Source organism: Arthrobacter sp. NicSoilC5 (genome assembly GCF_019977395.1).
Taxonomy (GTDB): domain Bacteria; phylum Actinomycetota; class Actinomycetes; order Actinomycetales; family Micrococcaceae; genus Arthrobacter.
Window position 1 is genome coordinate 2,118,757 of sequence record NZ_AP024660.1, and the last position, 20,993, is coordinate 2,139,749.

Here is a 20,993-nt window from a genome sequence, read left to right on the forward strand (position 1 = left end):
CCGCCCGTCCTTGCCTTGCCGGCCGCACTATGCCGATTGCGGCTGCCGCGTCCTGCCGGTGCAATCGGCCAGCACGCCCTCGCAGCTGCGGATCACCACCCGGCAGGCCTCCACGGCTGACCGTGCAGTCAGGGGGCTTTCAGCGACCGCGCGCCAGCGGCCCAGCACCTGGCGGGCCTGCGCCGCCAGGACCTCCGGAGGCGAATCGGAGGGCACGCCCAGCCGCTGTGACGCCGCGGCGCCCTGGCCGCCGATGAGCCGTTCAGCTTCCGCCGCCAGTTCCGGAGCAAGTTCCACCCCTGTGGTCCGCAACGCCGCCAGCAGCCGGAGCTCGCGGAATTCGTGCGCGCCGGCCTGCAGCCGCTCCAGGGATGCCGCCAGCTGCTCCGTTCCCTGCCGCGGCCGGGTGGCCAGGAGGTCTTCCACCGCTGCCAGCGCGGTCCTGGCCTTCAGCGCCCCCGCCCTCGCCTGGAACTGGCGGTCCAGCAGCTCCAGCAGCGGGTCCAGGCCGCTGCGCCGGGCGAGTTCATGGGCCAGGGCTGTTGGCTCCCCGAATCCGTTGCGGACCAGGACCATGGCGAGCCGGATGCCGAAGAGCCCGTAGCGCTCCAGCAGTGATGTCCGGGCCTCTTCCGTCAGTCCGTCCGGTTCAGCGGAGCGGCGGAACCTGTCGGCGGAAAGCAGCATCCGTTCGCGCGCGGCGCGGTCCAGGGTGGCAAGCAGCTGGAGGGCCTCGAAGTCCGCCTGGCGCAGGGTGCGGGCGCTTTGCGCCAGGAGCCCTGCCACCGGGACAACGCCCAGGGCCAGCTTCCGTAGGTTGGGGTCCCGGCTGTACCGTTCCGCGATGGTGCCGGCGGACAGCAGGGAGTCGATGCGACCGGCTCCCACCTCATCGGCCCGGGACAGCACCGCGATGGCGTTGACGGTGCCTGAGCGTCCCGCCCCGATGTCTCGGAAGGATTCCAGGAACCGGATATCGGATTCGTGCAGGTGCCGCATCAGGTAGATCACGGCATCAGCCTCCGACGGCGTATCCTCCGGGGTCAGGAACCGAATGGACCGTGCCGACACATCCTGGGAGAGGGAAGCGATGCCGGGGGTGTCGATCAGCGTCATGGCCTTCAGCGCCGGCGACGGCCATTCGACGTCGAGGCGCTCCACCTCCTCCGCACGCACGCCGTCCAGGACGAACACCAGGCGCCCGTCCACGCGCTTCAACGGGAGGTTCCGGGGCAGGCCGTCCGTGGGGTGCAGGGTGATGCGGGGCGTGCGTCCGTGCCGGTACCAGGTGACAATCCGGGTGCATTCGCCGGTGTCCGTGGGCGCGATCTCCTCGCCGATGATGGCATTCAGGAGGGTTGATTTCCCTGCTTTCACCATGCCGGCAACGGCAATCCGCAGGGGCTCGGCCAACCGCTGCGCGTAGCCTTTCAGTGACTGGACGGCGTCCGGGTCATCCGCATAGGCCTCCAGCGCTTCGCGGATCAGTGCCGCCGCTCCGGCTGTGGTGGACGCCGTCATCCCACCCCTGCCGCGGTACGGATTCCGGCGGCGGCAACCTCCGCTGCCACCGCTTCCGCCGCGCGGTGCAGCGCGTCCACCCGCTTGAGCTCGGCCCTGATGTCCCGGATGCGGCCTTCCTTCTCCTGGGCATACGAGTTGGCTGCCTTTTGGGCTGCTGCCACCGAGTCCGACAGCGACCGGTGGTATTCATCGGCGATCTCGGTGAAGTGGTCCCTGATGGTCCGCTGGACCAGGCGCAGCCTGTCCTTCAGCTGCTTGCCCACCTGGAAGGTGACATCGTCCAGTTGGCGCCTGACCAGCGCCTTCGCTTCGCCCTGGCGGCGCTTCAGCCGCGTTTCCTTGTCCTCACGGTAGGCCTTGCGTCCCAGCAGCAGCCCGGCACCCACGGACAGCGGATTGATCAGGGCCATCCCGAAAATCCCGGTCAGGAGGCCAAACATCAGGACGCCGCCATAGGATCCCCGCATGCCGATGAGGACTTTTTGGATCGGGTTCACGCGGCCGGGATCCAACCCGGGCATCTGGTCCACCGGGTCCAGGGCGTCCCCGGAGTCGGACACGTGCAGGACGGGCAGTGACACCTCGTCTGCGGCGAAGTGCTCAGCCACCTGCGCGGCCAGCCATTGCGACCGCTCGCTGGTCCAGACAAAGGTGTCCGAGACCGCCGCGGCAACGCACTCTTCGAGCCACGCGGAAAACTGCGTCCAGACAGGACCGGGATCGCCCTGGTCGATGGCGTTCTCGGCTTCCCGTTGGATCCGGCGCAGGCGGTCGCGGAGGTCGTATTCCATGTCGGCGATGAGATCGTTGATGCCGTCACTGAGCGTCAGCTGCCAGCGCGCGGACCGCTTCCGCAGCTCGTCCGCCTCCGTTTTGGCCTGCTCCAGGGCTGCGAGCATCTGCGGCGTACCGTCGGGGTTCTCCAACGCGTCCAGTTCGGACTGCAGGGACAGGCGCAGGTTTTCGGTGACGGAGAGCAGGTCCTGGCTGACGGAGCGGCGCTGGATGCGCTGCGCCTTGCCCACAATGTCGTTGCGCAGGTGGGACACCAGGGCTGGGAAGCCTGATTCGGCGTTGAGCTCGGCGTCCTGGAGGCGTGAGGCCTCGAGGCGGAGGTCTGCGGACAACGCGAACAAGGGGATGTCCGGTGACACCTGGTCCAGGTGGTTCCTGTCCAGCTCTTCAACCCGGCGCCAGTCCGGGTACAGGTCCGTTTTGGAGAGGACGGCGGCAACGCTGGGGGTGATCCGCATGGCCTGGCGCAGGAACCGCAGTTCCGGTTCCGTGTATTCCTGGGAGGCGTCCGAGACCAGCAGCATGGCATCCGCGGTGGGAAGGGCGGTGAGGGTGGTCAGCGTGTGGGTGGAGCCCATGCCGCCCACACCCGGGGAGTCGATGATGGTCAGGCCCCCAGTGAGGACGCGGCGGGGCAGGCAAACTTCCGCGGCCGCGAGCTTCCGGCTGTTTCCCGGGTTGCCCTGCTCGGAGACGAGCGCCGGCAGCTCTGACAGCTCAATGGGCCGGCGCTCGATGCTGCCGTCCCCGCCGTCGCCCGCAGGGTTGGCCGCCTGGTTGCCGGCCTGGTTGTCCGCCGTGGGGACCAGGACGGCGGCCGAGGCCGGTTCGCCGTAGCGGACGATGGTGGGCAGCGACGTGGCAATATCGTCATCCACCGGGCACACCGGGGCGTTCACCAGGGCGTTGATGAGCTTGCTCTTCCCCTGCTTGAACTCCCCCACCACAATGACCCTGATGCTGGGGTCCTGCAGCCGGACCATGGCCTGGCCGAGCCTCCTGCGCAGGTCCTCGCGGTCCCCGGCACCCACCAGCTGCAGGCCCTGCTCCACGAGCTTGGCCAGCTGTCCGGCCGTCATGGGCGCCGCCGGCCGTGCCGGTTCTGCATCTGCCACAGCCTCTCCCCCCTGCCCCAGCGCCAAAAGATCTGTTCCCGTGAGGCGGATCTGGGCGGTTCGCCTCACGGGAATAGCGTGTTACAGCACGGTGGAGTCGTCAACCACCGAATCGTCGATGGTGGCGTGGTTGTCCAGGTCAACATCCGTGTGCGTGGAGTTGTCCTCCGTGAAATCGAGCTGGTTGTCCGCCACCACCAGGTTGTCTTCAACGATGCTGGTGGCGGGGTTGTCCTGGAACGAGTCGTCCACGTGGACCTCCACCGCGGTAGTGGTGGAGCTGTCCTGGTTGAAGGAATCCTCAACCAGGGTGGAGGTGTCCTGGTTGTAGGAGTCGTCCACCGCCACGGAGTTGTGGGTGGAGTTGTCGGAATTGTCGTTGAACGAGTCCCGGACGTCCACGTCCACGTCGGTGCTGGTGGAATGGTCCGAGTAATCCGTGTGGTGGGAATTGTCGGAGTTGTCGTTGAAGGAATCGTCCACGTCCAGGCCGAGATCGGTGTTGAAGGAGTCGGAGATGTCCGTCTGCTCGTTGCCGATGCTGACGTCGCTGCCGGCATGGATGGAGTTGTCCGTGGAGTTATCGGTCGAGTGGTCGGTGTTGTAGGAGTCCCTGACGTTGTAGGAGTCCCGCACGTTGTTGGAGTCCCTGACGGCGGCGTCATCACCGGCGGCCACGGCCTGGTCGCCGGAGGCCACCACGGCATCGTTGTCGAACCACTGCTCCACGTCCCCGTGCGCCCAGATGTTTTGGTTGACGGACTGGTCGGTAATGGTGACGCGGTCATCCAGCATGGTGGTGTTGGTGGTGTAGGAGAAGTGGTTCACCACGTGGTGGAGCTGCTGGACCGCGTGGGCGTGGTCGTCCTGGTCATAGCCGGCGCCCCCCTGCCCGGCAACCGCCCCTCCGCCGTGGAGGGCGGAGGGGCCTGCGCCGTGGCCGCCCAGCGTCCCCGTCTGCCCGGCCCACACACCGTTGCCGCCGGTGGTGTGCTCCCGGGCGAAGGAGGTGGCATTGACGGTGATGGGAGCGTAGTCGAGGACCACCGGCATGGCGGCGTCAACGTCAGCCGAGCACACGTTGGCCAGGCCGTGTTCCTGCAGTGCCCTCTCCGGGTCATCCAGGAACTCCTGGATCGCCTCCCGGTCGCCGAAGAGCTGCATCAGGAACTGAACAAGGTCATTTGCGAGTGTTGGCATATGCGTGGTCCTCACATCTTCGTGGAGTTGTGGATCATCCGGTGTACGTATCCGGTTGCTTCAAACCTAGATTCGCCGCCGGGGACGGTGCATCGGGCGCTTTCCCCCTACCCCCGGGCGCTGTTCCGGGGCACTGGCACCCCCGTGTCTAGGGGGGTTAGGGGTTATTCCTGCTGCGGATTCAGCGGCTGGGAATGTTCCACGCCAAGGGCCAGGCGCAGACGGGCCAGCAGGTCGGAACGGTTTTCCGCTCCCAGCCGGCGCCGGATCCTGGCAATGTGGTGCTCCGCGGTCCTGGGCGATATGTAGATTGCCTCGCCGATCTCCCGGTAGGTCTTGCCCTCAAGCACCAGCCTGGCCACTTCCTTTTCGCGCTCGCTCAAACCGGAGGCGTCGGGCTGCCCCGCTTTGCCGGCGTCGGTACCGGTTCCTGCCTGCACCTCCGCCGCCCCTGATGCTCCGGCAGCAGGGCTGCCTTGGGGGTGAAGGTCCCGGGCACAGGAGAGCAGGCGCATCATGTCCCGACGCTCGTCGGCCCGGGCGGCAGCGTGCCCGGCCAGCCGTGCACCCTCCCAGGGCATCCCCACCGCACCGAGCAGCCGGGCAGCACCCTCCACATCGGCGGTCCGGAACCGGCCGGCGAGCACCGAGACCCAGGCTTTGCCGGCCGTGGCGAGCACCGCGGCAAGCTGACTGTGGGCAGAGGCCCGCGCCAGTGCCGTTGCGTGGGGAGCAAGATCGGCGGGGCTTTCATTCAGCAGCGCAGCCTGGACGGCGGACCAGTGCAGGGGAACGGACCACAGGGCAGGACCACCCAGGCGGCCCAGCAGTTTCCAGGCGTCCTCCAGGTACTGCGCCACCCGGCGTGTCTCGCGCAGCCGGGCCGCGGCGATCAGCAGTTCGCCCCACGGCAACAGGTTGTAGAGGTCCACCGAGGTGTGGAGCATGGCTTCGCGTGCCCGTTCCCATGCCCTGAGCAGCTCCGGCACGTCGCCGTTCCGGCGCGCAAGCCCCACCTCCAGGGCGGCGCACATGAACTCGTCGCGCGGGACCAGCGGCCAATGATTGGCTTTGGCCGCTTCCGTGGCTGCCAGGCGGGCGTCCTCGAGTTTGTCCTGCATCATCGCCGCCCAGGCCTGGAGCAGCAGGAGCCTTGGCTGGGCGGCGTTGCCGCCCTGTCCGGCTGCGGCTGCCGCCTTGCAGACCGTCTCCGCCAGGTGCGGCTCACCGCTCTGCAGGGCCAGCAGGGCTGCCAGGGCCGCCGGTGTTTCCGGCAGCGGAAGGGCCGTGCCCGCCGAGTTCAGCATGTCCGAGGCGTGGATCAGGATGGAGATGCCCTGTTGCGGCTTGTCCCCCAGGGAGGCCAGGATTCCCTGTCCGGTCTGGACCAGGGCGGCCGCAAGCAGCGTCGGCGAGGCCGCCGGAGCATCGGGCCGGAAGAAGGCCTCCGCAGCCGCCCGGTCACCGGCGCCGATCATGGCGACGGCGGCAAGAGGTGCGGAGGGGCCCACCCGTCCGGGACCAAGCCAGCTGTATACGTCGGCTCCGCGGGCCAGCATTCCCCGCTGCGCCCAGACGGAGGCAGCGACATCGGCTCCGCGGCGCACGTCCGGCGGGTCCGGGCTGACCAGGAGCGCGTCGATGATGCGGGCCGCGGCGTCGAGTTCCCCGTCGCCGGCTGCGGCCTGGGCGCGCCTGGCTGCGGTGGCCAGCGGGTCGGCGCCGGCCAGGAGTGCTTCCTCGTAGAGTTGGGACGCCAGCCTGGGGTCATTCTCCAGCACGGCGTTCCCAGCCTGCTCCAGTTCCGCGGCCACCCGTGGATCGGCAAGGCCTCCCCTGGCCAGCTCGCGGGCGAGGTTCCCCAGCGGCTGTCCTGCGGATGTGAAGACGGTTACGAGCTCCCGCTGGAGCGCGTGCACCTTGGCCGTGGGGGTGGCGGTCAGAAGGGCGTGTTGGGCCGTCCCCACCACCGTGCCGTCCGGCCGCAGCAGGCCTGCGGCTTCGGCGCGGTCCACCAGGGCATCAAGGTCCTCCACCGTTCCGCTGATGAACTTGTGCTGGAGGTCCGCCGGAAGCGGTCCCGGCAGGGCGAAGCCCACCGAAAGTGCCAGCAGCAGCTCCCGGACGGCAGCGTTTGCGCCCTTCAACTGCTTGGCCATCAGCTCCGCGGCGTGGGGCGGATGGCCCTGGTGGTCAGGTGCGGTGAGCAGGGGTACGGGCCGTTCCGCCCGCTGGATGTGTCCGTCCATGTCAGGCCCCCGGAGAAGTGGTCGTGGCCGTTGCGACGGCAGTGTCCGTCGGAGTCACGGTGGACTCCTCCGGCGTGGGTGAAGGTGCAACGGTCGGGGTGGGCGTTAGGTCGGCCGTGGGGGACACGAGCGGGTCACCTGTGGGGGCCGGAGCCGCCATGGTGGTGGGCAGGATGGTGGGGGTCGCTCCCCCGGTGGTGGGGGAAGACGTCCCCGGGTCGGCGGGAGCGGTTCCGGAGCCAAGCGTGGGGTCGACGGTCGTGCCGGGCGAGGATGTGCCCGGCGGCGGCGTCGTCGGTGTTGGCGTGGCAGTGGACGTGGGCGGGGCGGTTGTTGGGGCCGGGGTGGCAGTGGGGGCAGGCGCGGTAGGGACGGGTTGCGTGGTGGCCGTTGGCGTTGCGGGGCCTATGGTGGCTGAATCGGGAACGATGACTGTCCCCGGAGTGCTGCCCCCGGCTGCTGACGGCGGATTCGCTGCAGGGGCTGCGCCGGCGGCCGCAGGCCCACCCGCCGTGGCGCCGCCGGCCGCGGCCTGGCTGCTGGTGGGTGAGGCGGACACGTCGAGCCCGGGCTGCTGCGCGATTGGCTTTTTGGCGCTGGCCTCCACGCCCGCGAGCGGCTGGGGGGCGCCAACGGCTGCAGCTCCTCCTCCCCCTCCACCTGGTGCTTCCGCCCCGCCGGTGCCTGCGGATCCGCCGTCGGTGCTCGCTCCCGCCTGCGGTACAAACATGGCGGTGAGGCTTCCGAAGCCGTCGGGGCTCTGCGCCGCAGTGGCGGTGAGGACCGTCAGGAGGGCTGCGGCAGCGGCAACAGCCGTGACCCGGACCGTGGGTTTCGGGGCGTGTGCCCCTCTTTCCCCCCGCCGCGCAGTCCGGACGGCGCCGTGCCCCGCGCCGGCTTCAGCCGTCGTCGCATATTTGCGTGACCAGCTGGGCAGCCCTGGTCCGGAGGTTGCCGGTGGCACTGCGGAAGGCACGACGGCGGGCGGCGCCTGAGCGGCGGACGTTTCAATTCCTGCCGCGTCAGTTTGGGGCGCTGCCGTTTCTGCGCGGGCTGCGGCGTGCGCGAGAAGCGCGGCCACGGCCGCGCCGAGGCAAATGGAGGACTTGGGATCCGCGTCAACGGCGATGGGCCGGTCCAGTTCCTCCGACACCACCTGGGCTACCAGGGGGATCCGGGACGAGCCGCCAATCAGCAGCACCGCGGACAGGTCTGCCGGTTCCAGGTGCAGCTGGGCCAGGGAGCGCTCCAGCGCGTCCACCGTTTCCCGTACGGGCTCTTCAATCAGGGCCTCGAACTCGGAACGGACCAGGCGGATTTGCTGCTGGACGCCGGGCAGGAGCACGGGAATGCTTGCCTCGCTGTCGGAGGACAGGGCTTCCTTGGCCTCCACGCATTCGCGCCGGAGGCGGGCCAATGCCCCGAGGACCGCGGGGTCGGCGGGGTCGAGGTCTGCCAGGGCGGTGCCGGTGTGCCCGGCAACATAGCTGAACACCGCGGCGTCGAAGTCGGCCCCGCCCAGGTCTTCGATGCCCTCCGGACGGCCCAGCAGTTCGAAGCGGCTGCTGCCGGACTTCCGCAGGACCGCGGTATCGAAGGTGCCGCCGCCGAGGTCGTACACCGCGATGGTGCTGCCCTCCTCCACCCGCACCTGCGAGGCGTAGTGCAGCGCCGCGGCCTCGGGTTCGGGGAGGAGGGTGACGTTTTCCAGGCCGTGGGCGGCAAGGGCGGCGCGGATGACGGACAGGCGGTGGATGCCCCAGGCAGCGGGGTGGGTGAGGTAGACGGCCGACGGCGGGCCCCCCTCGCGTTCGGCCGCGCGGTCTGCCACCCAGCGGGCCATGGTGGCGAAGACGTCCTCCGGCTGCAGCGCCAGGGTGCCAAGGATGATGGGAACGTCGTCGCCGATGCGGCGTTTGAATTCCCGCACCACGCGTTCTGGCGAGTCCAGACCGCGGCGTTCCGCGACCTCGCCCACCAGGACAGTGCCTTCCTCCGGGAAGTACACCACGGAGGGAACCGACGCTCCACGCGCGCCCAAAGGCAGGCACTCAGGCACAGCGGAGGGACCTTGGTGAAAACGAACAACGGCGGCTGCCGTGAAACTGGTCCCGACGTCTACGGCGAGAGCGTAGCTCATGGTTACCTCGGAAGGCTGGCGGTCCACATGCAAGCTTCATCACAGTGAACGTCACCAACGTAGCATTTCCGACGGACCCGCGGACAGCCCTGTTGCTACATCGAATGGTTATTTAGCGGCCAGTTGCCGCGATGCGGGTGGATTCCCCGCCCAGGGCCCGGAAAGGGCCCGTTTCTAGAGGCCGGAGTAGGAGTGAAGCCCGTTGAAGAACTGGTTCACGATGGTGAAGTTGAAGATCACGCACAGGTACCCCACGATCGACAGCCACGCGGCGCGTGTCCCGGTCCAGCCGCGGGTGGCACGGGCGTGCAGGTAACCTGCGTAGACAACCCAGATCACGAACGTCCAGACCTCTTTGGTGTCCCAGCCCCAGAACCGGCCCCATGCCTTTTCTGCCCAGATGGCACCGAACATGAGGGTGAAGGTCCAACCGATGAAGGCGATGGCGTTGATCCGGTAGGAGAGGTTCTCCAGGCTCAGCGCGGAGGGCACCAGGCGCATGAAACCGAGCTTGTCGGCGCCGCCGGCTGCAACGGTCTTCTGCCGGTGGGACTGCACCAGCTGCAGGGCGGACATCGCGAACGTCAGGGTGAACAGGGCCGAGGAAAGCACGGCAATGGATACGTGGATGACCAGCCAGTAGCTCTGGAGTGCGGGGACCAGGTGGCCCACGGGGGTCCAGAAGGCCACCGAGGCAGCCACCAGCATGATGATCACCAGGCCCACGACGAAGGTGCCCAGGAAGCGCAGGTCGCGCCGGATCAGCGAAAGCAGGAAGACGGCCGCCACCAGGAACGCGCCGGTGGTGAGGAACTCGTACATGTTGCCCCACGGCACCCGCCCCGCGCCCAGGGCCCTGGTGACCACGCCGGCGCCGTGGATGAGGACGGCGAGGGTGGTCAGGGCCACGGCGACCCGCGCCGGAACCCGGCGCTCCGTGGCGTACTTCATGTCGCCGTCGGCCGTTACGACACCGCCTGCCCCCGCGCCGCCGGCCTTGGCAGCGGACGACGACGGACGCTCGGCCCGGTCGGCGGGCCCGTCCAGGCGCGCCCCGGCAGAGCCGGCGCCAACACCGGCGGCCACGGGAACCTTGGTGGCAGCCCCGGCCTGGGCGGCCTTCAGGTCAACTGCGCGCAGGGCCTTGCTGCTCTTGGCCAGGTCCCAGGCGAAGGCTATGAAGGCCACTGTGTAGGTGCCCGCCGCCAGCAGCATGAAGAGTTCGCTGTACTGGCCCATGGTTTCGTTGATTCCAAATGGCATTACTGGTCCTTTTCGGGCCCGGTGGGGCCTGCTGGGGTGGTGACGGAGCCTTCGGCCTTTTCGGCGGAGCCTGCGACATTATCGCCTGTCCGGCTGGGAGTTTGCTGGGACGGGGCAGTATTTTCGGGGGCAGCAGCGTCAGGCGCGGCCTCGTCGGCCAGCTGCCACTCGGTGGCGAACAGTTTCCGCAGCGCGGCCGCCTCGCCCGCCAGCCGGTGGTCCTCGCCGCGGGCCAGCAGCCCGTATTCCACCATGGTGCGGCCGTCGTCAGCGGTGCCGGTGCGCACCCAGACGCGGCGGCGGTTGACGTAGAGCGAAAGGATCAGGCCGGCCACAGCCAGCAAGGCGAAGATCAGGGCGTACAACTGCCCGGGGTTGTGGTGGATGTCCACGCCGATGTACCGCTTCACGCCGTCAAAGCTGATGCTGCCCTTGCCGTCCGGGAGGGTGTAGGTGGAGCCGGGCGCCAGCGTGATGCCCCCGGCGGCCAGGTTCCTGGCGTTGAGCGGGGTCAGGTTCTTGACGTCCAGTTCGAAGACGTTCTGCGGAGCACCCTTGTTCAGACCCAGGTCGCCGTAGTAGGAGTTCAGGGTCAGCTGCGGGTTGAAGAGCTCAGGGTCGGCGCTGAAGGAGACGTTCTTGTCCGTCACGAACGCGGTGGGGAGGAAGAAGCCCACGAAGCCCAGCTGGTCCGGCTGGGCGTCGGGGACCTTGATCACCACGGAGGAGTAGTAGTTCTCGCCCTGCAGCTTGGCCACCACCGGGCCCTGCATGGCCACGTTGCCCGCCCCGTCCCGGATGGTCACCACCGGCGCGTAGCCGTTGCCCGTGAGGTAGATGCTGGTGCCGCCCAGGCTCACGGGGTCGTTGACCTTCAGGATCTCCTGCTTGGGCGGAGCGTCCGGGTTTTCCTTGGTGGTCACGGTGGCGGCGAAATCGATGGGCTGGCCGAACTTGCCCCGGGACTCGCGGTCGAAGGTGATGTTGAACTTGTCCAGCTGGAGCGAGTACGGCTGGAGCTGGCTGGACTGGAAGTTGGTGCCCGGGTTGAACTGGTCATAGCCCACCAGGGTGTTCACGAAGGTGTCGCCTTCCACCAGGATGCGCTGGCCGCTGTATCCGAACAGGCCGCCGGCGGCCACGGACACCAGCACGCCGATGAGCGAGGTGTGGAAGACCAGGTTGCCCACTTCCTTCATGAAGCCGCGTTCGGCACCCAGGGACGGAAGGGCGCCGTCGGCATCCCTGACCTCCACCCGGTAGCCGCGCTTGCGCAGCAGGCCGGCCGCACCGTTGATGGCGTCCGACGCCGGGACGGCGGCACTGGCGGGGATCACCAGGGTGCCGTATTCCGGCAGCCTGGAGAGTCGCTGGGGGGTCCGCGGCGGCTGTGAGCGCATGGCCTTGTAGTGGGCGATGGCCCGCGGCACCACGCAGCCGATCAGGGAGATGAACAGCAGGAGGTAGATCGCGGAGAACCACGCCGAGGAGTAGACATCGTAGAGCTGCAGGGAATCGAGCAGCTTGCCGTAGTCCGGATGGTCCTTGATGTATTGGGTCACCACGGCCGGGTTTGCCGGCCGCTGCGGGAACAGTGATCCGGGGACGGCGGCGACGGCGAGGAGCAGCAGCAGGAACAGCGCGGTGCGCATGCTGGTCAGCTGGGTCCAGGCCCACCGGAGCATGCCCTTGGGTCCCAGGGCCGGGAGGGCAGCCTGGGCCTTTGCCTCTGCGACAGGGGCGGATTGCTTCTTCTTTACGTTCACACGCTCGCTCATCAGATCGGCAACTTCACGTCGGTTTGGAACCAGTACTGCAGCCCGGTCACCCAGGCACCCCACACGCCGGTGGCCATCAGCAGCCCGAGGACCACCAGGATCCCGCCGCCGGTCCGCTGGATGGCCAGGCGGTGCTTGCGGAAGAACGCCATGACGCCCATCCCCCGGCGCAGGGCCAGCGCGATCAGCAGGAACGGGATGCCCAGTCCCAGGCTGTACACAAAGGCAAGGAAGGCGCCCTTGGCGGCGGAGGATCCGCCGGAAAGGCTCAACAGCTGCACGGCGGAGTATGTGGGGCCGATGCACGGGGCCCAGCCCAGGCCGAAGGTCAGGCCCAGCAGGGGCGCTCCCCAGAGCCCGGCGGGCGGCTTGGCATGGATCTTCGCGTCGCGCTGCAGCCAGCTGAAGCCGCCCATGAAGACGATGCCCATGATGATGACCAGGATCCCCAGGAGTTGGGTGATCCAGGCGTTCTGGCTGCCGGTGATCAGGGTACCCAGCTGGCCGAACGCGCCGCCCAGCAGGACGAAGATCACCGAGAAGCCCAGGACGAACAGTCCGATGCCTGCCAGCATCCGGCCGCGTTTCTGCTTTTGCAGGTCCACGCCGCTCAGTCCGGTGACATATCCCAGGTAACCGGGCACCAGGGGAAGGACGCAGGGGGAAAGGAAAGACACAAGTCCGGCGAGCAGGGCCACCGGAATGGCCAGCAGGAGGGAGCCACTGAGGATGGCTTCGGCGAAGGGGCTGTTCACGGTCCCGGCCTGTCCCTATTCCGCCACGGCGGCGGTGATGAGGGCTTTCAGGGTGCCCTTCTCGATTTCGCCGAGGACGCGGGAGGCCACCCGTCCCTGCTTGTCCAGCACCAGGGTGGTGGGCACGGCCCCGGGCGGCACCAGGCCGGACACGGACAGCAGGACGCCGCCGTCCTTGTCGTCGAAGCTGGGGTAGGTGAGGTTGAAGGTCTTTTCGAAAGCCTCTGCCGTGGGCTTCTCGTCCCGGAGGTTGACGCCGAAGAACTGCACGCCCTGGTCCTTGAACTCCTGGTGCAGTTCCTCAAGGAGCGGCGCTTCCACGCGGCAGGGGGCGCAGGCGGCAAACCAGAAGTTCAGGACGCTGACCTTGCCCTGGAAGTCGGCCGGGGTGACCGCGGCGCCACTGAAGAGCGCGCCCTGGATCTGCACGGCTTCCTTGCGGTCCCCGGCGGCGAACTCGGTCACGGAACCGTCGCCGGCAACGTAGTTCTTGTTGTCTCCCGCCTTGGCCTGCTTGGCCAGCGCATCCTCCTGGGCACAGCCGGAGAGGCCAAGGATCAGCGCGGTCAGGGCCATGCCGCCTGCTGCAAGCATGCTGCGGCGCGAGGGAAGGTTGTTGTTGCTCACTGCTAGGCTCCAGGGGTGCTGGCGGCACCGGGAAGAAGGGACGCCGCGGGTTCGCTGTACTCGACCCGCACCAGCGAGCCGTCGTCGTCGAAAACCAGGGACGTGACGGATGTCAGGGTGCACTCGCGCTTGCGCGGGTCATGCCACAGCGGCCGGCCCTCCGCGCTCAGCCGTGCCGCCCAAATGGGCAGCTGGTGGCTGACCAGGATGGCCTCAGGGCCTGCGGCGCCGAAGTCGCCGGCAGCCAGTTCGATAGCCTTCAGCCGGGCGTCCTGGACGGCAGCCGCCACCCTCGCGGCCTGCTGCTTGTACGGCTCGCCCCATGACGGGCGCAGCGGGTTGACCAGGCGCGGCCAGTGCCTCGGCCGGCGGAGTTCGGCTTTGGTGACCTTCATGCCCTCGAAGTAGTTTTCCGCTTCGATGATGCGCCCGTCGGTGTGGATCTGCAGGTGCAGCGCCTCCGACGTCGGCCGCGCGGTTTCCTGCGCACGGTCCAGCGGCGAGGCGGCCAGGTAGGTGATCCGGGCGCCGCCCGCGGCACGCTCGCGGAAGTGTTCGGCAAGCATCCGGGCCATCTCCTGCCCCAGTTCGGAGAGGTGGAATTCCGGGAGCCGTCCGTAGAGAACGCCGTCGGGATTGTGGACCTCGCCGTGGCGGAGCAGATGGACAGTGGCTTGGGGCATGTTTACCAGTTTCTCAAAGATGGCGTGCGATCCGAAATCTTCCGCACGTGCTTTCTACAAAGAGTAGAACTCAAGTTTCTGAAGAAATGTTCCGAAACCGGGAACAAAAGATGCAAACGCATGTTTATACTGGATGCAGCAAGTTAGTTGAGACTTCAACCGATGAAGGTTCAACCCCCCGACCCGAGCAGCATTCACACCAAGGAGCAACATCATGGCACTTCCCGCAGACGTCACCACCGGCACCTGGACCCTGGACAACTCCCACAGCGAGATCGGCTTCACCGTCCGCCACGCGGGCATCAGCAAGGTCCGCGGCCAGTTCAAGGAAGCCGAGGCCACCCTGGACCTCGCCGAGAACGTGGCCGACTCCAAGGTCAACGCCACCATCAAGACCGCCAGCTTCGACTCCGGCGACGTCAACCGCGACGGCCACGTCCGCGGCGAAGACTTCTTCGACGTCGAGAAGTTCCCGGAAATCTCCTTCGTTTCCAACTCGATCGTCCCCAAGGGCGATGCCTACGAACTCCAGGGCGACCTCACCATCAAGGGCGTCACCCGTCCCGTGGCCCTTGAGACCGAACTCCACGGTGTGGCCGTCGATCCCTTCGGCAACACCCGCGCCGGCCTCACCGCCGAAACCACCATCAGCCGCAAGGACTTCGGCCTGACCTGGAACGCCGTCCTCGAGGCCGGCGGCGTGCTGGTCAGCGACAAGGTTGCCATCAACCTGGAACTGGCCTTCATCGCCCCCGCAGCATAAGTTTCCCCGTTCACGGCACCCCGGTACCAGGCCATCCCGGCCCGGTACCGGGGTGCCGTGTTTAACCAAGGGCCTTTCCCCCGGGTTCACCTGCCGGCCGCGGGCGTGGATCCCGCCTGAATCACCCACAACGCCACCCGCCGGGGGTACGGTGGACTTAAGCCACGCTGGGGGGAAGGCTGAGGACCGATTCCCGGCAGCCTACCTGGATCCCGACCTGCAGAAGGAACGCCATGAGTACTCCTCCCGTCCCGCCTCCCGCGCCCCAAGACCCCCACTCCGGCAATGGCCAGCCAGGGAACGGCCAGTCCGGCAGCCAGCAGCCCGGACCACAGCAGCCCCGCTACGGCCAGAACGCGCCGCAGTATGGCCAGAACGCTCCCCAGTACGGGCAGAACCAGCCCCAGTACGGTTCCCAGCCGCCCGCAGCGCCGCAGTACGGGCAAAACGCGCCGCAGTACGGTTCCCCGTACGGGCAGAACGCTCCGCAGGCCCCGGGCTACGGCCAGAATGCACCCCAGTACGGGCAGTCGCCGTATGGCCAGTCCCCTTACGGCCAGTACCCCTCGGAGCAGCCGCAGCCGGCCGGAAGCAACGGCGTCCCCCAGCTGGTGAACATCGCATTCTGGCTGCTGATCGCTGCCACCGCGATCTACGTCATCTCCATCCTCGTCAACCTCACCCAGCTGGATGCCCCGCAGTTCCGGCAGGAATTTGAACAGCAGGTCCGGGCCAGCGGGGCGGACATCACCTACGACGACATCAAGCCCTTCATCGCCGGCTCCCTGGTGGTCTTTGGCATCATCGGCGCCGCCCTCTACCTGCTGGTGGCCTTCTTCATCCGCAAGGGCAAGAACTGGGCACGCATCCTGGGAACCGTCTTTGCTGCACTGTCGGTCTTCGGCCTGTTCGGAATCCCCTCCTTTGCAACGATCGGGACCGTCCTGGGGATCGCCGCCATCGTCCTGCTCTACCTCCCTGCCGCTGCCCCCTACTTCCGGAAGCAGCAGCCCTTCGCCAACCCGTATTCCGGTGGCTTCGGCAACCCTTACGGGCGCTGACCACCAACCACAGAACGCAACGGCGGCCCGGGATGTCCAGCATCCCGGGCCGCCGCCTTTAAACCGTGCCCCTAGGCTGTCTGCCCCGGCGCCTGCGCCCGCTGGGCGTGGTAGGCCAGGATCTGCAGCTCCGTGGCCATGTCCACCTTGCGGAGGTTGACCCCTTCCGGAACCTGGAGCATTACCGGTGCGAAGCTGAGCACGCTGTGCACGCCCGCCGCCACCACCCGGTCGCAGATGCCCTGCGCCACCGCCGCAGGAAGCGCCAGCACCACCATGTTGGCCCCGGTGCGGTGGAGGACGGTCTCAAGGTCCGCGACGTCGCTGACCCGCAGCCATCCCACCTCGTTGCCCACCACCATCTGGTCCGCGTCGAAGATGGCCACCACATCGAAGCCACGCGATTCAAAGCCGCCGTAGCGTGCCAGCGCCTTGCCCAGGTTTCCGGCTCCGACGATGGCCACTTTCCAGTCATGCGTGAGCCCCAGGGCCGCGGCAATGTGGCGGCTGAGGTACTGGACCTCGTACCCTACTCCCCTGGTGCCGTAGGACCCCACGTGGGACAGGTCCTTGCGCAGCGTTGAGGAACTGACGCCGGAGGCTTCCGCCAAAGAGTCAGAGGAGACGCGCTCAACACCCTCGGCCAGCAGCGTGTTCAGGGCCCGGAGGTACAGGGTCAACCGGGCCACGGCAGCAGGGGGAATTTGCTTTGCCGGTGCACCCGCGGCATCCGGGATGCCCGGGACAGGCTGGGACGTTGAATCCAAGGACGTCACTCGCATCCCCCTAATTGGCCATGGCGCGCTGCAGGACGCGTTCCAGCCGGGCTTCGTCGATCTTCCAGAAGTCGCGCTGCACCCCGTCAACCAGGACCACGGGGATCTCTTCGGCGTAACGCTCCCGCAGTTCGGGCTGGTTGTCCACCAACTCTTCGCTCCAGGTAAGGCCCAACGAGGCAGTGACCCGGCCGACGGCGTCGCGCGCCTCCTCGCAAAGGTGGCAGTCAGCTTTGGTGACCAGGACGACGCGGGGGGTAGCCATGGCTTAACGGTATCGCCGTTCGCGCCGTGCGGGTGACGCCGACGGCGGCCAGCGGGTGGATTGACTAGACTCAAGTCCATGCCCGAGGAGAAATACGTCGCCGTCGTCACGCGGCCGGTTGCTGCGCCGCAGCCCGGTGAAGCGGCGTTTTTCGATGTGGACAATACTTTGATGCGCGGGGCCAGCCTCTTCCACGTGGCGCGGAAGATGCACCAGCGCGGCGCGTTCACCCTGGCCCAGGCGGCCGGATTCGCGTGGAAGCAGTTCAAGTTCGTGGCGCGCGGTGAGAATATCGACGACGTCCATGCGGTCCGTGATTCGGCCCTGACGCTGGCCGCCGGCATCACCGTTGACGACATCAAGGCCCTCGGCGAAGAAGTCTACGACGAGATGATCGCATCGCGGATCTGGCCCGGCGCCAAGGCGTTGGCGGAACAGCACCTGCGGGTGGGCCGCCGCGTCTGGCTGGTGACGGCCACCCCCATCGAAGTGGCAACAGTCATCTCCACCCGGCTGGGGCTGACCGGAGCGCTCGGGACAGTAGGTGAGGTGTCGGACGGCATGTACACCGGGCGCCTGGTGGGGGACATCCTGCACGGCTCGGCCAAAGCCGTAGCGGTCCAGGGAATTGCGGACCAGGAGGGCCTGGACCTCAAGCGCTGCTGGGCGTACAGCGATTCCTACAACGACGTGCCGCTGCTGTCACTGGTGGGACACCCCGTGGCCATCAACCCGGACGCCAAGCTTCGCCGGCACGCCCGGGACCGGAACTGGCCCGTTTATGACTTCCGCGCGGGCCGCCGCGCTGCCACGCTGGGCCTCAAGGCAGCAACCTTCGGCGGTGCTGTCTACGGCCTCTGGAAGGGCTTCGCCCGCATCCGCGGTCCCCGGGCATAAAACACCCTGCCGCAGCCAAAAGCCTGCAGTCTAAACCCTGACGACAAAAAAATGCCCGCCGCCTTTGGAAGGCGACGGGCATTTCCACGCTGTTCGAAGTATCTCTACTTCTTGTTGCGGCGCTGGTGACGGGTCTTGCGAAGCAACTTGCGGTGCTTCTTCTTGGCCATACGCTTGCGACGCTTCTTGATAACTGAACCCACGAAAGTTCCTTACAAACTAGATGCAGTACCTGCCTGATGGGGAATGTCCGCGGACAAAGCTACGAACTGAACAACTGACAGATTCTTACAATGACGTAAAACGTTCCTTAACAGGGTACCGCTTATCGGGGGCGGCTCGGGACAGGCCGCCTCAGGCGGTCTCGGTGTGGCCGTCCACAACAGCACCTTTGAGGTACTGTTCGACGGCGTTTTCGGGGACACGGTAGGAGCGGCCGAAGCGCACCGCGGGCATTTCGCCTGAGTGAACCAGGCGGTAAACAGTCATTTTGGAGACGCGCATGACCTCGGCCACTTCAGCCACGGTCAGGAACTTCGCGTTGGAGAAGTTCTGTTCTGCCGACATTTCCCTATTTTCCTTTGCTGACGGATGGACAACAGTGACCCCAGGTACGTGCCAATGCGGTGTTCCGATGCTGAGCCATCCACCAACCACCTAAACAGATACTCTAGATGTTCATGTGGCAGATGTGAAAGTAGTGTTTCCCCTATTTCGCCCCCTAATTCGAGGCCCGGCGCTTCCGTGCCGACGCCGCCAGCTGCTCCAGGACTGACGCGGAAACATCCCAGTCCATGCAGGCGTCGGTAACGCTCTGGCCGTAGACCAGTTCCGCCCGTCCCGCGGCGTGTTCCGCAACGTCAAGGTTCTGGGCGCCGCCCACCAGGAAGCTTTCCAGCATCACACCGGCCACTGCCCGGGCCGCTGCGCCGCCTTCCTCAAGCTGGGCACCGATCTCCAGCGCCACCTCAGCCTGCCGGTGGTGGCTCTTGCCGCTGTTGGCGTGGCTCGCATCAACGATCAGGCGGGGGTTGAGCCCCTTGCCCGCCAGTTCGGTGGAGGCGCGTTCCACATCGGCCGCCGAGTAGTTGGGGCCCTTCCGGCCGCCGCGGAGGATGACGTGCGTGTCGGGGTTTCCTGCCGTTGCCACCAGCGCGGCCCGGCCTTCGCCGTCGATCCCCAGGAAGGCCTGGGCCGCCGCGGCGGCACCGCAGGCATCGATGGCAACCTGCAGGCCGCCGTCGGTCCCGTTCTTGAAGCCAATGGGCATGGAGAGCCCGGAAGCCAGCTGGCGGTGGATCTGGCTCTCGGTGGTGCGGGCACCGATGGCTCCCCAGGAGATCAGGTCCGCCATGTACTGCGGGCTGATCGGCTCCAGGAATTCAGTGGCGGTGGGCAGGCCCAGCGCCGTGACCTGCTGCAGGAACTGCCTGGCGGTGCGCAGGCCGGTCACCATGTCATGGCTGCCGTCCAGCCGCGGATCGTTGATCAGGCCCTTCCAGCCCACCGTGGTGCGCGGCTTCTCGAAGTAGGTCCGCATGACGATCAGCAGGTCTTCCTTGTGCTTCTCGGCCTGGCTGACCAGCCGGCGGGCGTACTCCAGCCCGGCCTTGGGATCGTGAATGGAGCAGGGGCCCACGATGACCAGCAGGCGGTCGTCCACGCCGTCCATGATGGCGCGCACTTCGTCGCGTCCGCGTTCGACGACGGCGGCCTCCCGGTCCCCCAGCGGCAGTTTGGTGAGAAGCGCCGACGGGGCGGGCAGCGCAGTGAATTCGCTGACGCGCAGGTTGGACGTGGACTTGGTGGCGCTGGCGGCTGCTGTTGCGGTGCTCATGTTCGGGGTCCTGTTCCAGATGGGAAGCGGGCCCGGATTTCAGAACCCGCCGGAGAAACGGCGAAGGGCAGAGAATGATCTCTGCCCTGTTGGCTCTGAAGGAAGTTGGATGCGTGTCAGTTAGACGCGGGCCCCTCCAGAGCCAACGAAAAATACGCATACCAACGGTTAGTCATGGAAGAGACCATAAACCCGGCACACGGCGGCCGCAAAATCGGTTGCGTCACATTCCGGCGCCGCAGCCTACCCCAGGAGCTTCCGCAGGAACTGCAGCTGGCGGATCCAGTGGTGTTCCTGGCCGCCCTCATGGTTGTTAAACCGGTACACCTCAATGTCCTTCACGGCACCGGTGGCCGATGAGGCGTGGGTGCCGGTCCCGTAGGCGTTGTAGCTGGCGAACACCGTGGACGGCGGGCAGATGTCATCCATTTGCGCAGCTGAGTACAGCGCCGGAACGGTGGCCCAGCGGGCCAGGTTGACGCCGTCGAAATAGTTCAGGACGCCAAGTGCGGCGTCGTAGCGGTCCCGGTGCCGCGCCAGGAACTGGGCGATCTCCGGATAGGGCCCCCGCGGAGTGATGTCGATGGCACGGGGAAAGTCCTGCAGGAAGGGGACGTCGGGCAGCGCGGCGATGACGCCGTCGAGCCGTCCCGCGGTGAGCCCCGCCGTGGCCACCACCAGGCCACCGCCCTGGCTGACACCGGCCAGCACCACTTTGGCGGGATCGACGGCGGGGTGGGCCTGGGCAGCCTCCACCGCGCGGAAGGCGTCCACGTAGACACGGCGGTAGTAGTAGTCCTCCCGGCTGGCGATGCCCCTGGTCATGAGGCCCGCGTGCGCCACATCCCCCGCGGAGGGGTGGGGATCCGCGGTGTCCCCCAGCGTGCCGCCGTACCCCTGGCCCCGGGTGTCCATGATCAAGTGTGCGTACCCGGCCTGTGCCCACCGTGTGTCCTGGTTGGCCAGGCCGCGGCCGCCGGAATAGCCAATGTAGTTCACCACCACCGGCAGCCTGACGCCTGCCTCCCGGTTGGCCGGCAGGTGCAGCCAGCCTTTGACGGGCGCGCCGCCGAAGCCGGAGAAGGTGACGTCGAACGTATCGATCACCGTGAGGTAGTTGTCCACCGGTTCGAAGGTTGCGTCGAGCGGAAAGGCCCGCGCTTCGTCCAGGGTGGCATCCCAGAACGCCTTGAGGTCACCCGGCGGTGTGACCTCGGAGGTATAGCTGCGGAGCTGGGACAGGGGAAGGTCGAAGAGGGGCATTC

The 20,993-nt window shown here is 67.4% G+C and carries 19 protein-coding genes; 3 read left to right on the plus strand and 16 right to left on the minus strand.

All coding sequences use genetic code 11. The features are described 5' to 3' along the window. Window positions 1–27 precede the first annotated feature (27 nt). The 10 genes from LDO22_RS09975 to LDO22_RS10020 all read right to left on the minus strand — a co-directional run bounded on the left by LDO22_RS09975 (window position 28) and on the right by LDO22_RS10020 (window position 14,129). Window positions 28–1,521, minus strand: a complete 1,494-nt coding sequence (locus LDO22_RS09975; protein WP_224026975.1) for a dynamin family protein — start codon at window positions 1,519–1,521, stop codon at window positions 28–30. Next, window positions 1,518–3,398 (minus strand): dynamin family protein, encoded by a 1,881-nt coding sequence (locus LDO22_RS09980; protein WP_224027211.1) that lies wholly within the window; start codon window positions 3,396–3,398, stop codon window positions 1,518–1,520. The genes LDO22_RS09975 and LDO22_RS09980 overlap by 4 nt, the downstream gene beginning before the upstream one ends. 117 nt (window positions 3,399–3,515) lie before the next feature. After that, window positions 3,516–4,634, minus strand: a complete 1,119-nt coding sequence (locus tag LDO22_RS09985) for an IniB N-terminal domain-containing protein (RefSeq protein ID WP_224026976.1) — start codon at window positions 4,632–4,634, stop codon at window positions 3,516–3,518. 164 nt (window positions 4,635–4,798) lie between these two features. Continuing rightward, window positions 4,799–6,883 carry a LuxR C-terminal-related transcriptional regulator gene (locus LDO22_RS09990; protein ID WP_224026977.1) on the minus strand — a complete coding sequence of 695 codons (2,085 nt, stop codon included), beginning with the start codon at window positions 6,881–6,883 and terminating at the stop codon, window positions 4,799–4,801. 1 nt (window position 6,884) lies between these two features. Then, window positions 6,885–8,942, minus strand: coding sequence for an Hsp70 family protein (locus LDO22_RS09995; protein ID WP_346347084.1), 2,058 nt, complete (start codon window positions 8,940–8,942; stop codon window positions 6,885–6,887). 255 nt (window positions 8,943–9,197) lie between these two features. After that, window positions 9,198–10,286 carry a c-type cytochrome biogenesis protein CcsB gene (gene ccsB, locus LDO22_RS10000; protein ID WP_159630842.1) on the minus strand — a complete coding sequence of 363 codons (1,089 nt, stop codon included), beginning with the start codon at window positions 10,284–10,286 and terminating at the stop codon, window positions 9,198–9,200. Then, complete coding sequence (locus LDO22_RS10005; protein WP_159630840.1) at window positions 10,286–12,064, minus strand: cytochrome c biogenesis protein ResB; 1,779 nt, start codon at window positions 12,062–12,064, stop codon at window positions 10,286–10,288. The genes ccsB and LDO22_RS10005 overlap by 1 nt, the downstream gene beginning before the upstream one ends. Beyond that, window positions 12,064–12,819 carry a cytochrome c biogenesis protein CcdA gene (locus LDO22_RS10010; protein WP_159630838.1) on the minus strand — a complete coding sequence of 252 codons (756 nt, stop codon included), beginning with the start codon at window positions 12,817–12,819 and terminating at the stop codon, window positions 12,064–12,066. Before LDO22_RS10010 ends, LDO22_RS10005 begins: the two co-directional genes overlap by 1 nt. A 15-nt stretch (window positions 12,820–12,834) precedes the next feature. Continuing rightward, a complete protein-coding gene (locus LDO22_RS10015) occupies window positions 12,835–13,413 on the minus strand; it encodes a TlpA disulfide reductase family protein (protein ID WP_224027212.1) in 579 nt (192 codons plus the stop codon). 35 nt (window positions 13,414–13,448) lie between these two features. Then, the gene (locus LDO22_RS10020; protein WP_159630836.1) at window positions 13,449–14,129 is read right to left on the minus strand and encodes a histidine phosphatase family protein; all 681 of its coding nucleotides are present in this window, start codon (window positions 14,127–14,129) and stop codon (window positions 13,449–13,451) included. Window positions 14,130–14,343: 214 nt separating this feature from the next. On the opposite strand from LDO22_RS10020, the gene LDO22_RS10025 reads away from it, so the two are divergent. Next, window positions 14,344–14,892 carry a YceI family protein gene (locus tag LDO22_RS10025; RefSeq protein ID WP_159630834.1) on the plus strand — a complete coding sequence of 183 codons (549 nt, stop codon included), beginning with the start codon at window positions 14,344–14,346 and terminating at the stop codon, window positions 14,890–14,892. Between the two features lie 233 nt (window positions 14,893–15,125). Next, window positions 15,126–15,953: a hypothetical protein gene (locus LDO22_RS10030; protein ID WP_159630832.1), complete on the plus strand. Its 828-nt coding sequence runs from the start codon at window positions 15,126–15,128 to the stop codon at window positions 15,951–15,953. 71 nt (window positions 15,954–16,024) lie between these two features. Here the strand turns inward: LDO22_RS10030 and LDO22_RS10035 are convergent, their stop codons facing one another. After that, a complete protein-coding gene (locus LDO22_RS10035) occupies window positions 16,025–16,729 on the minus strand; it encodes a redox-sensing transcriptional repressor Rex (protein WP_159630830.1) in 705 nt (234 codons plus the stop codon). Between the two features lie 10 nt (window positions 16,730–16,739). Further along, on the minus strand, window positions 16,740–16,994 hold the full coding sequence (locus LDO22_RS10040; protein WP_159630828.1) for a glutaredoxin family protein: 255 nt from the start codon (window positions 16,992–16,994) through the stop codon (window positions 16,740–16,742). 78 nt (window positions 16,995–17,072) lie between these two features. Here LDO22_RS10040 and LDO22_RS10045 point away from each other — a divergent pair, with 78 nt between their 5' ends. Continuing rightward, the gene (locus LDO22_RS10045) at window positions 17,073–17,891 is read left to right on the plus strand and encodes an HAD-IB family hydrolase (RefSeq protein ID WP_159630826.1); all 819 of its coding nucleotides are present in this window, start codon (window positions 17,073–17,075) and stop codon (window positions 17,889–17,891) included. Between the two features lie 104 nt (window positions 17,892–17,995). On the opposite strand, the gene LDO22_RS10050 is transcribed toward LDO22_RS10045, so the two are convergent. From LDO22_RS10050 to LDO22_RS10065, 4 genes are all read right to left on the minus strand, one after another. After that, window positions 17,996–18,094 carry an AURKAIP1/COX24 domain-containing protein gene (locus tag LDO22_RS10050; RefSeq protein WP_003792170.1) on the minus strand — a complete coding sequence of 33 codons (99 nt, stop codon included), beginning with the start codon at window positions 18,092–18,094 and terminating at the stop codon, window positions 17,996–17,998. Between the two features lie 151 nt (window positions 18,095–18,245). Further along, a complete protein-coding gene (locus LDO22_RS10055) occupies window positions 18,246–18,458 on the minus strand; it encodes a helix-turn-helix domain-containing protein (RefSeq protein ID WP_043452394.1) in 213 nt (70 codons plus the stop codon). 154 nt (window positions 18,459–18,612) lie between these two features. Beyond that, the gene (locus tag LDO22_RS10060) at window positions 18,613–19,728 is read right to left on the minus strand and encodes a 3-deoxy-7-phosphoheptulonate synthase (RefSeq protein WP_224026979.1); all 1,116 of its coding nucleotides are present in this window, start codon (window positions 19,726–19,728) and stop codon (window positions 18,613–18,615) included. Window positions 19,729–19,971: 243 nt separating this feature from the next. Further along, window positions 19,972–20,991, minus strand: coding sequence for an acetylxylan esterase (locus LDO22_RS10065; RefSeq protein WP_159630822.1), 1,020 nt, complete (start codon window positions 20,989–20,991; stop codon window positions 19,972–19,974). Window positions 20,992–20,993 lie beyond the last annotated feature (2 nt).

What these genes read in the sequence shown, in the direction of transcription:
- LDO22_RS09975 (WP_224026975.1), bottom strand. Translation starts at nt 1,521, where the DNA reads ATGACGGCGTCCACCACAGCCGGAGCGGCGGCACTGATCCGCGAAGCG.
- LDO22_RS09980 (WP_224027211.1), bottom strand. Translation starts at nt 3,398, where the DNA reads ATGACGGCCGGACAGCTGGCCAAGCTCGTGGAGCAGGGCCTGCAGCTG.
- LDO22_RS09985 (WP_224026976.1), bottom strand. Translation starts at nt 4,634, where the DNA reads ATGCCAACACTCGCAAATGACCTTGTTCAGTTCCTGATGCAGCTCTTC.
- LDO22_RS09990 (WP_224026977.1), bottom strand. Translation starts at nt 6,883, where the DNA reads ATGGACGGACACATCCAGCGGGCGGAACGGCCCGTACCCCTGCTCACC.
- ccsB (WP_159630842.1), bottom strand. Translation starts at nt 10,286, where the DNA reads ATGCCATTTGGAATCAACGAAACCATGGGCCAGTACAGCGAACTCTTC.
- LDO22_RS10005 (WP_159630840.1), bottom strand. Translation starts at nt 12,064, where the DNA reads ATGAGCGAGCGTGTGAACGTAAAGAAGAAGCAATCCGCCCCTGTCGCA.
- LDO22_RS10015 (WP_224027212.1), bottom strand. Translation starts at nt 13,413, where the DNA reads ATGCTTGCAGCAGGCGGCATGGCCCTGACCGCGCTGATCCTTGGCCTC.
- LDO22_RS10020 (WP_159630836.1), bottom strand. Translation starts at nt 14,129, where the DNA reads ATGCCCCAAGCCACTGTCCATCTGCTCCGCCACGGCGAGGTCCACAAT.
- LDO22_RS10025 (WP_159630834.1), top strand. Translation starts at nt 14,344, where the DNA reads ATGGCACTTCCCGCAGACGTCACCACCGGCACCTGGACCCTGGACAAC.
- LDO22_RS10030 (WP_159630832.1), top strand. Translation starts at nt 15,126, where the DNA reads ATGAGTACTCCTCCCGTCCCGCCTCCCGCGCCCCAAGACCCCCACTCC.
- LDO22_RS10040 (WP_159630828.1), bottom strand. Translation starts at nt 16,994, where the DNA reads ATGGCTACCCCCCGCGTCGTCCTGGTCACCAAAGCTGACTGCCACCTT.
- LDO22_RS10045 (WP_159630826.1), top strand. Translation starts at nt 17,073, where the DNA reads ATGCCCGAGGAGAAATACGTCGCCGTCGTCACGCGGCCGGTTGCTGCG.
- LDO22_RS10055 (WP_043452394.1), bottom strand. Translation starts at nt 18,458, where the DNA reads ATGTCGGCAGAACAGAACTTCTCCAACGCGAAGTTCCTGACCGTGGCT.
- LDO22_RS10060 (WP_224026979.1), bottom strand. Translation starts at nt 19,728, where the DNA reads ATGAGCACCGCAACAGCAGCCGCCAGCGCCACCAAGTCCACGTCCAAC.
- LDO22_RS10065 (WP_159630822.1), bottom strand. Translation starts at nt 20,991, where the DNA reads ATGCCCCTCTTCGACCTTCCCCTGTCCCAGCTCCGCAGCTATACCTCC.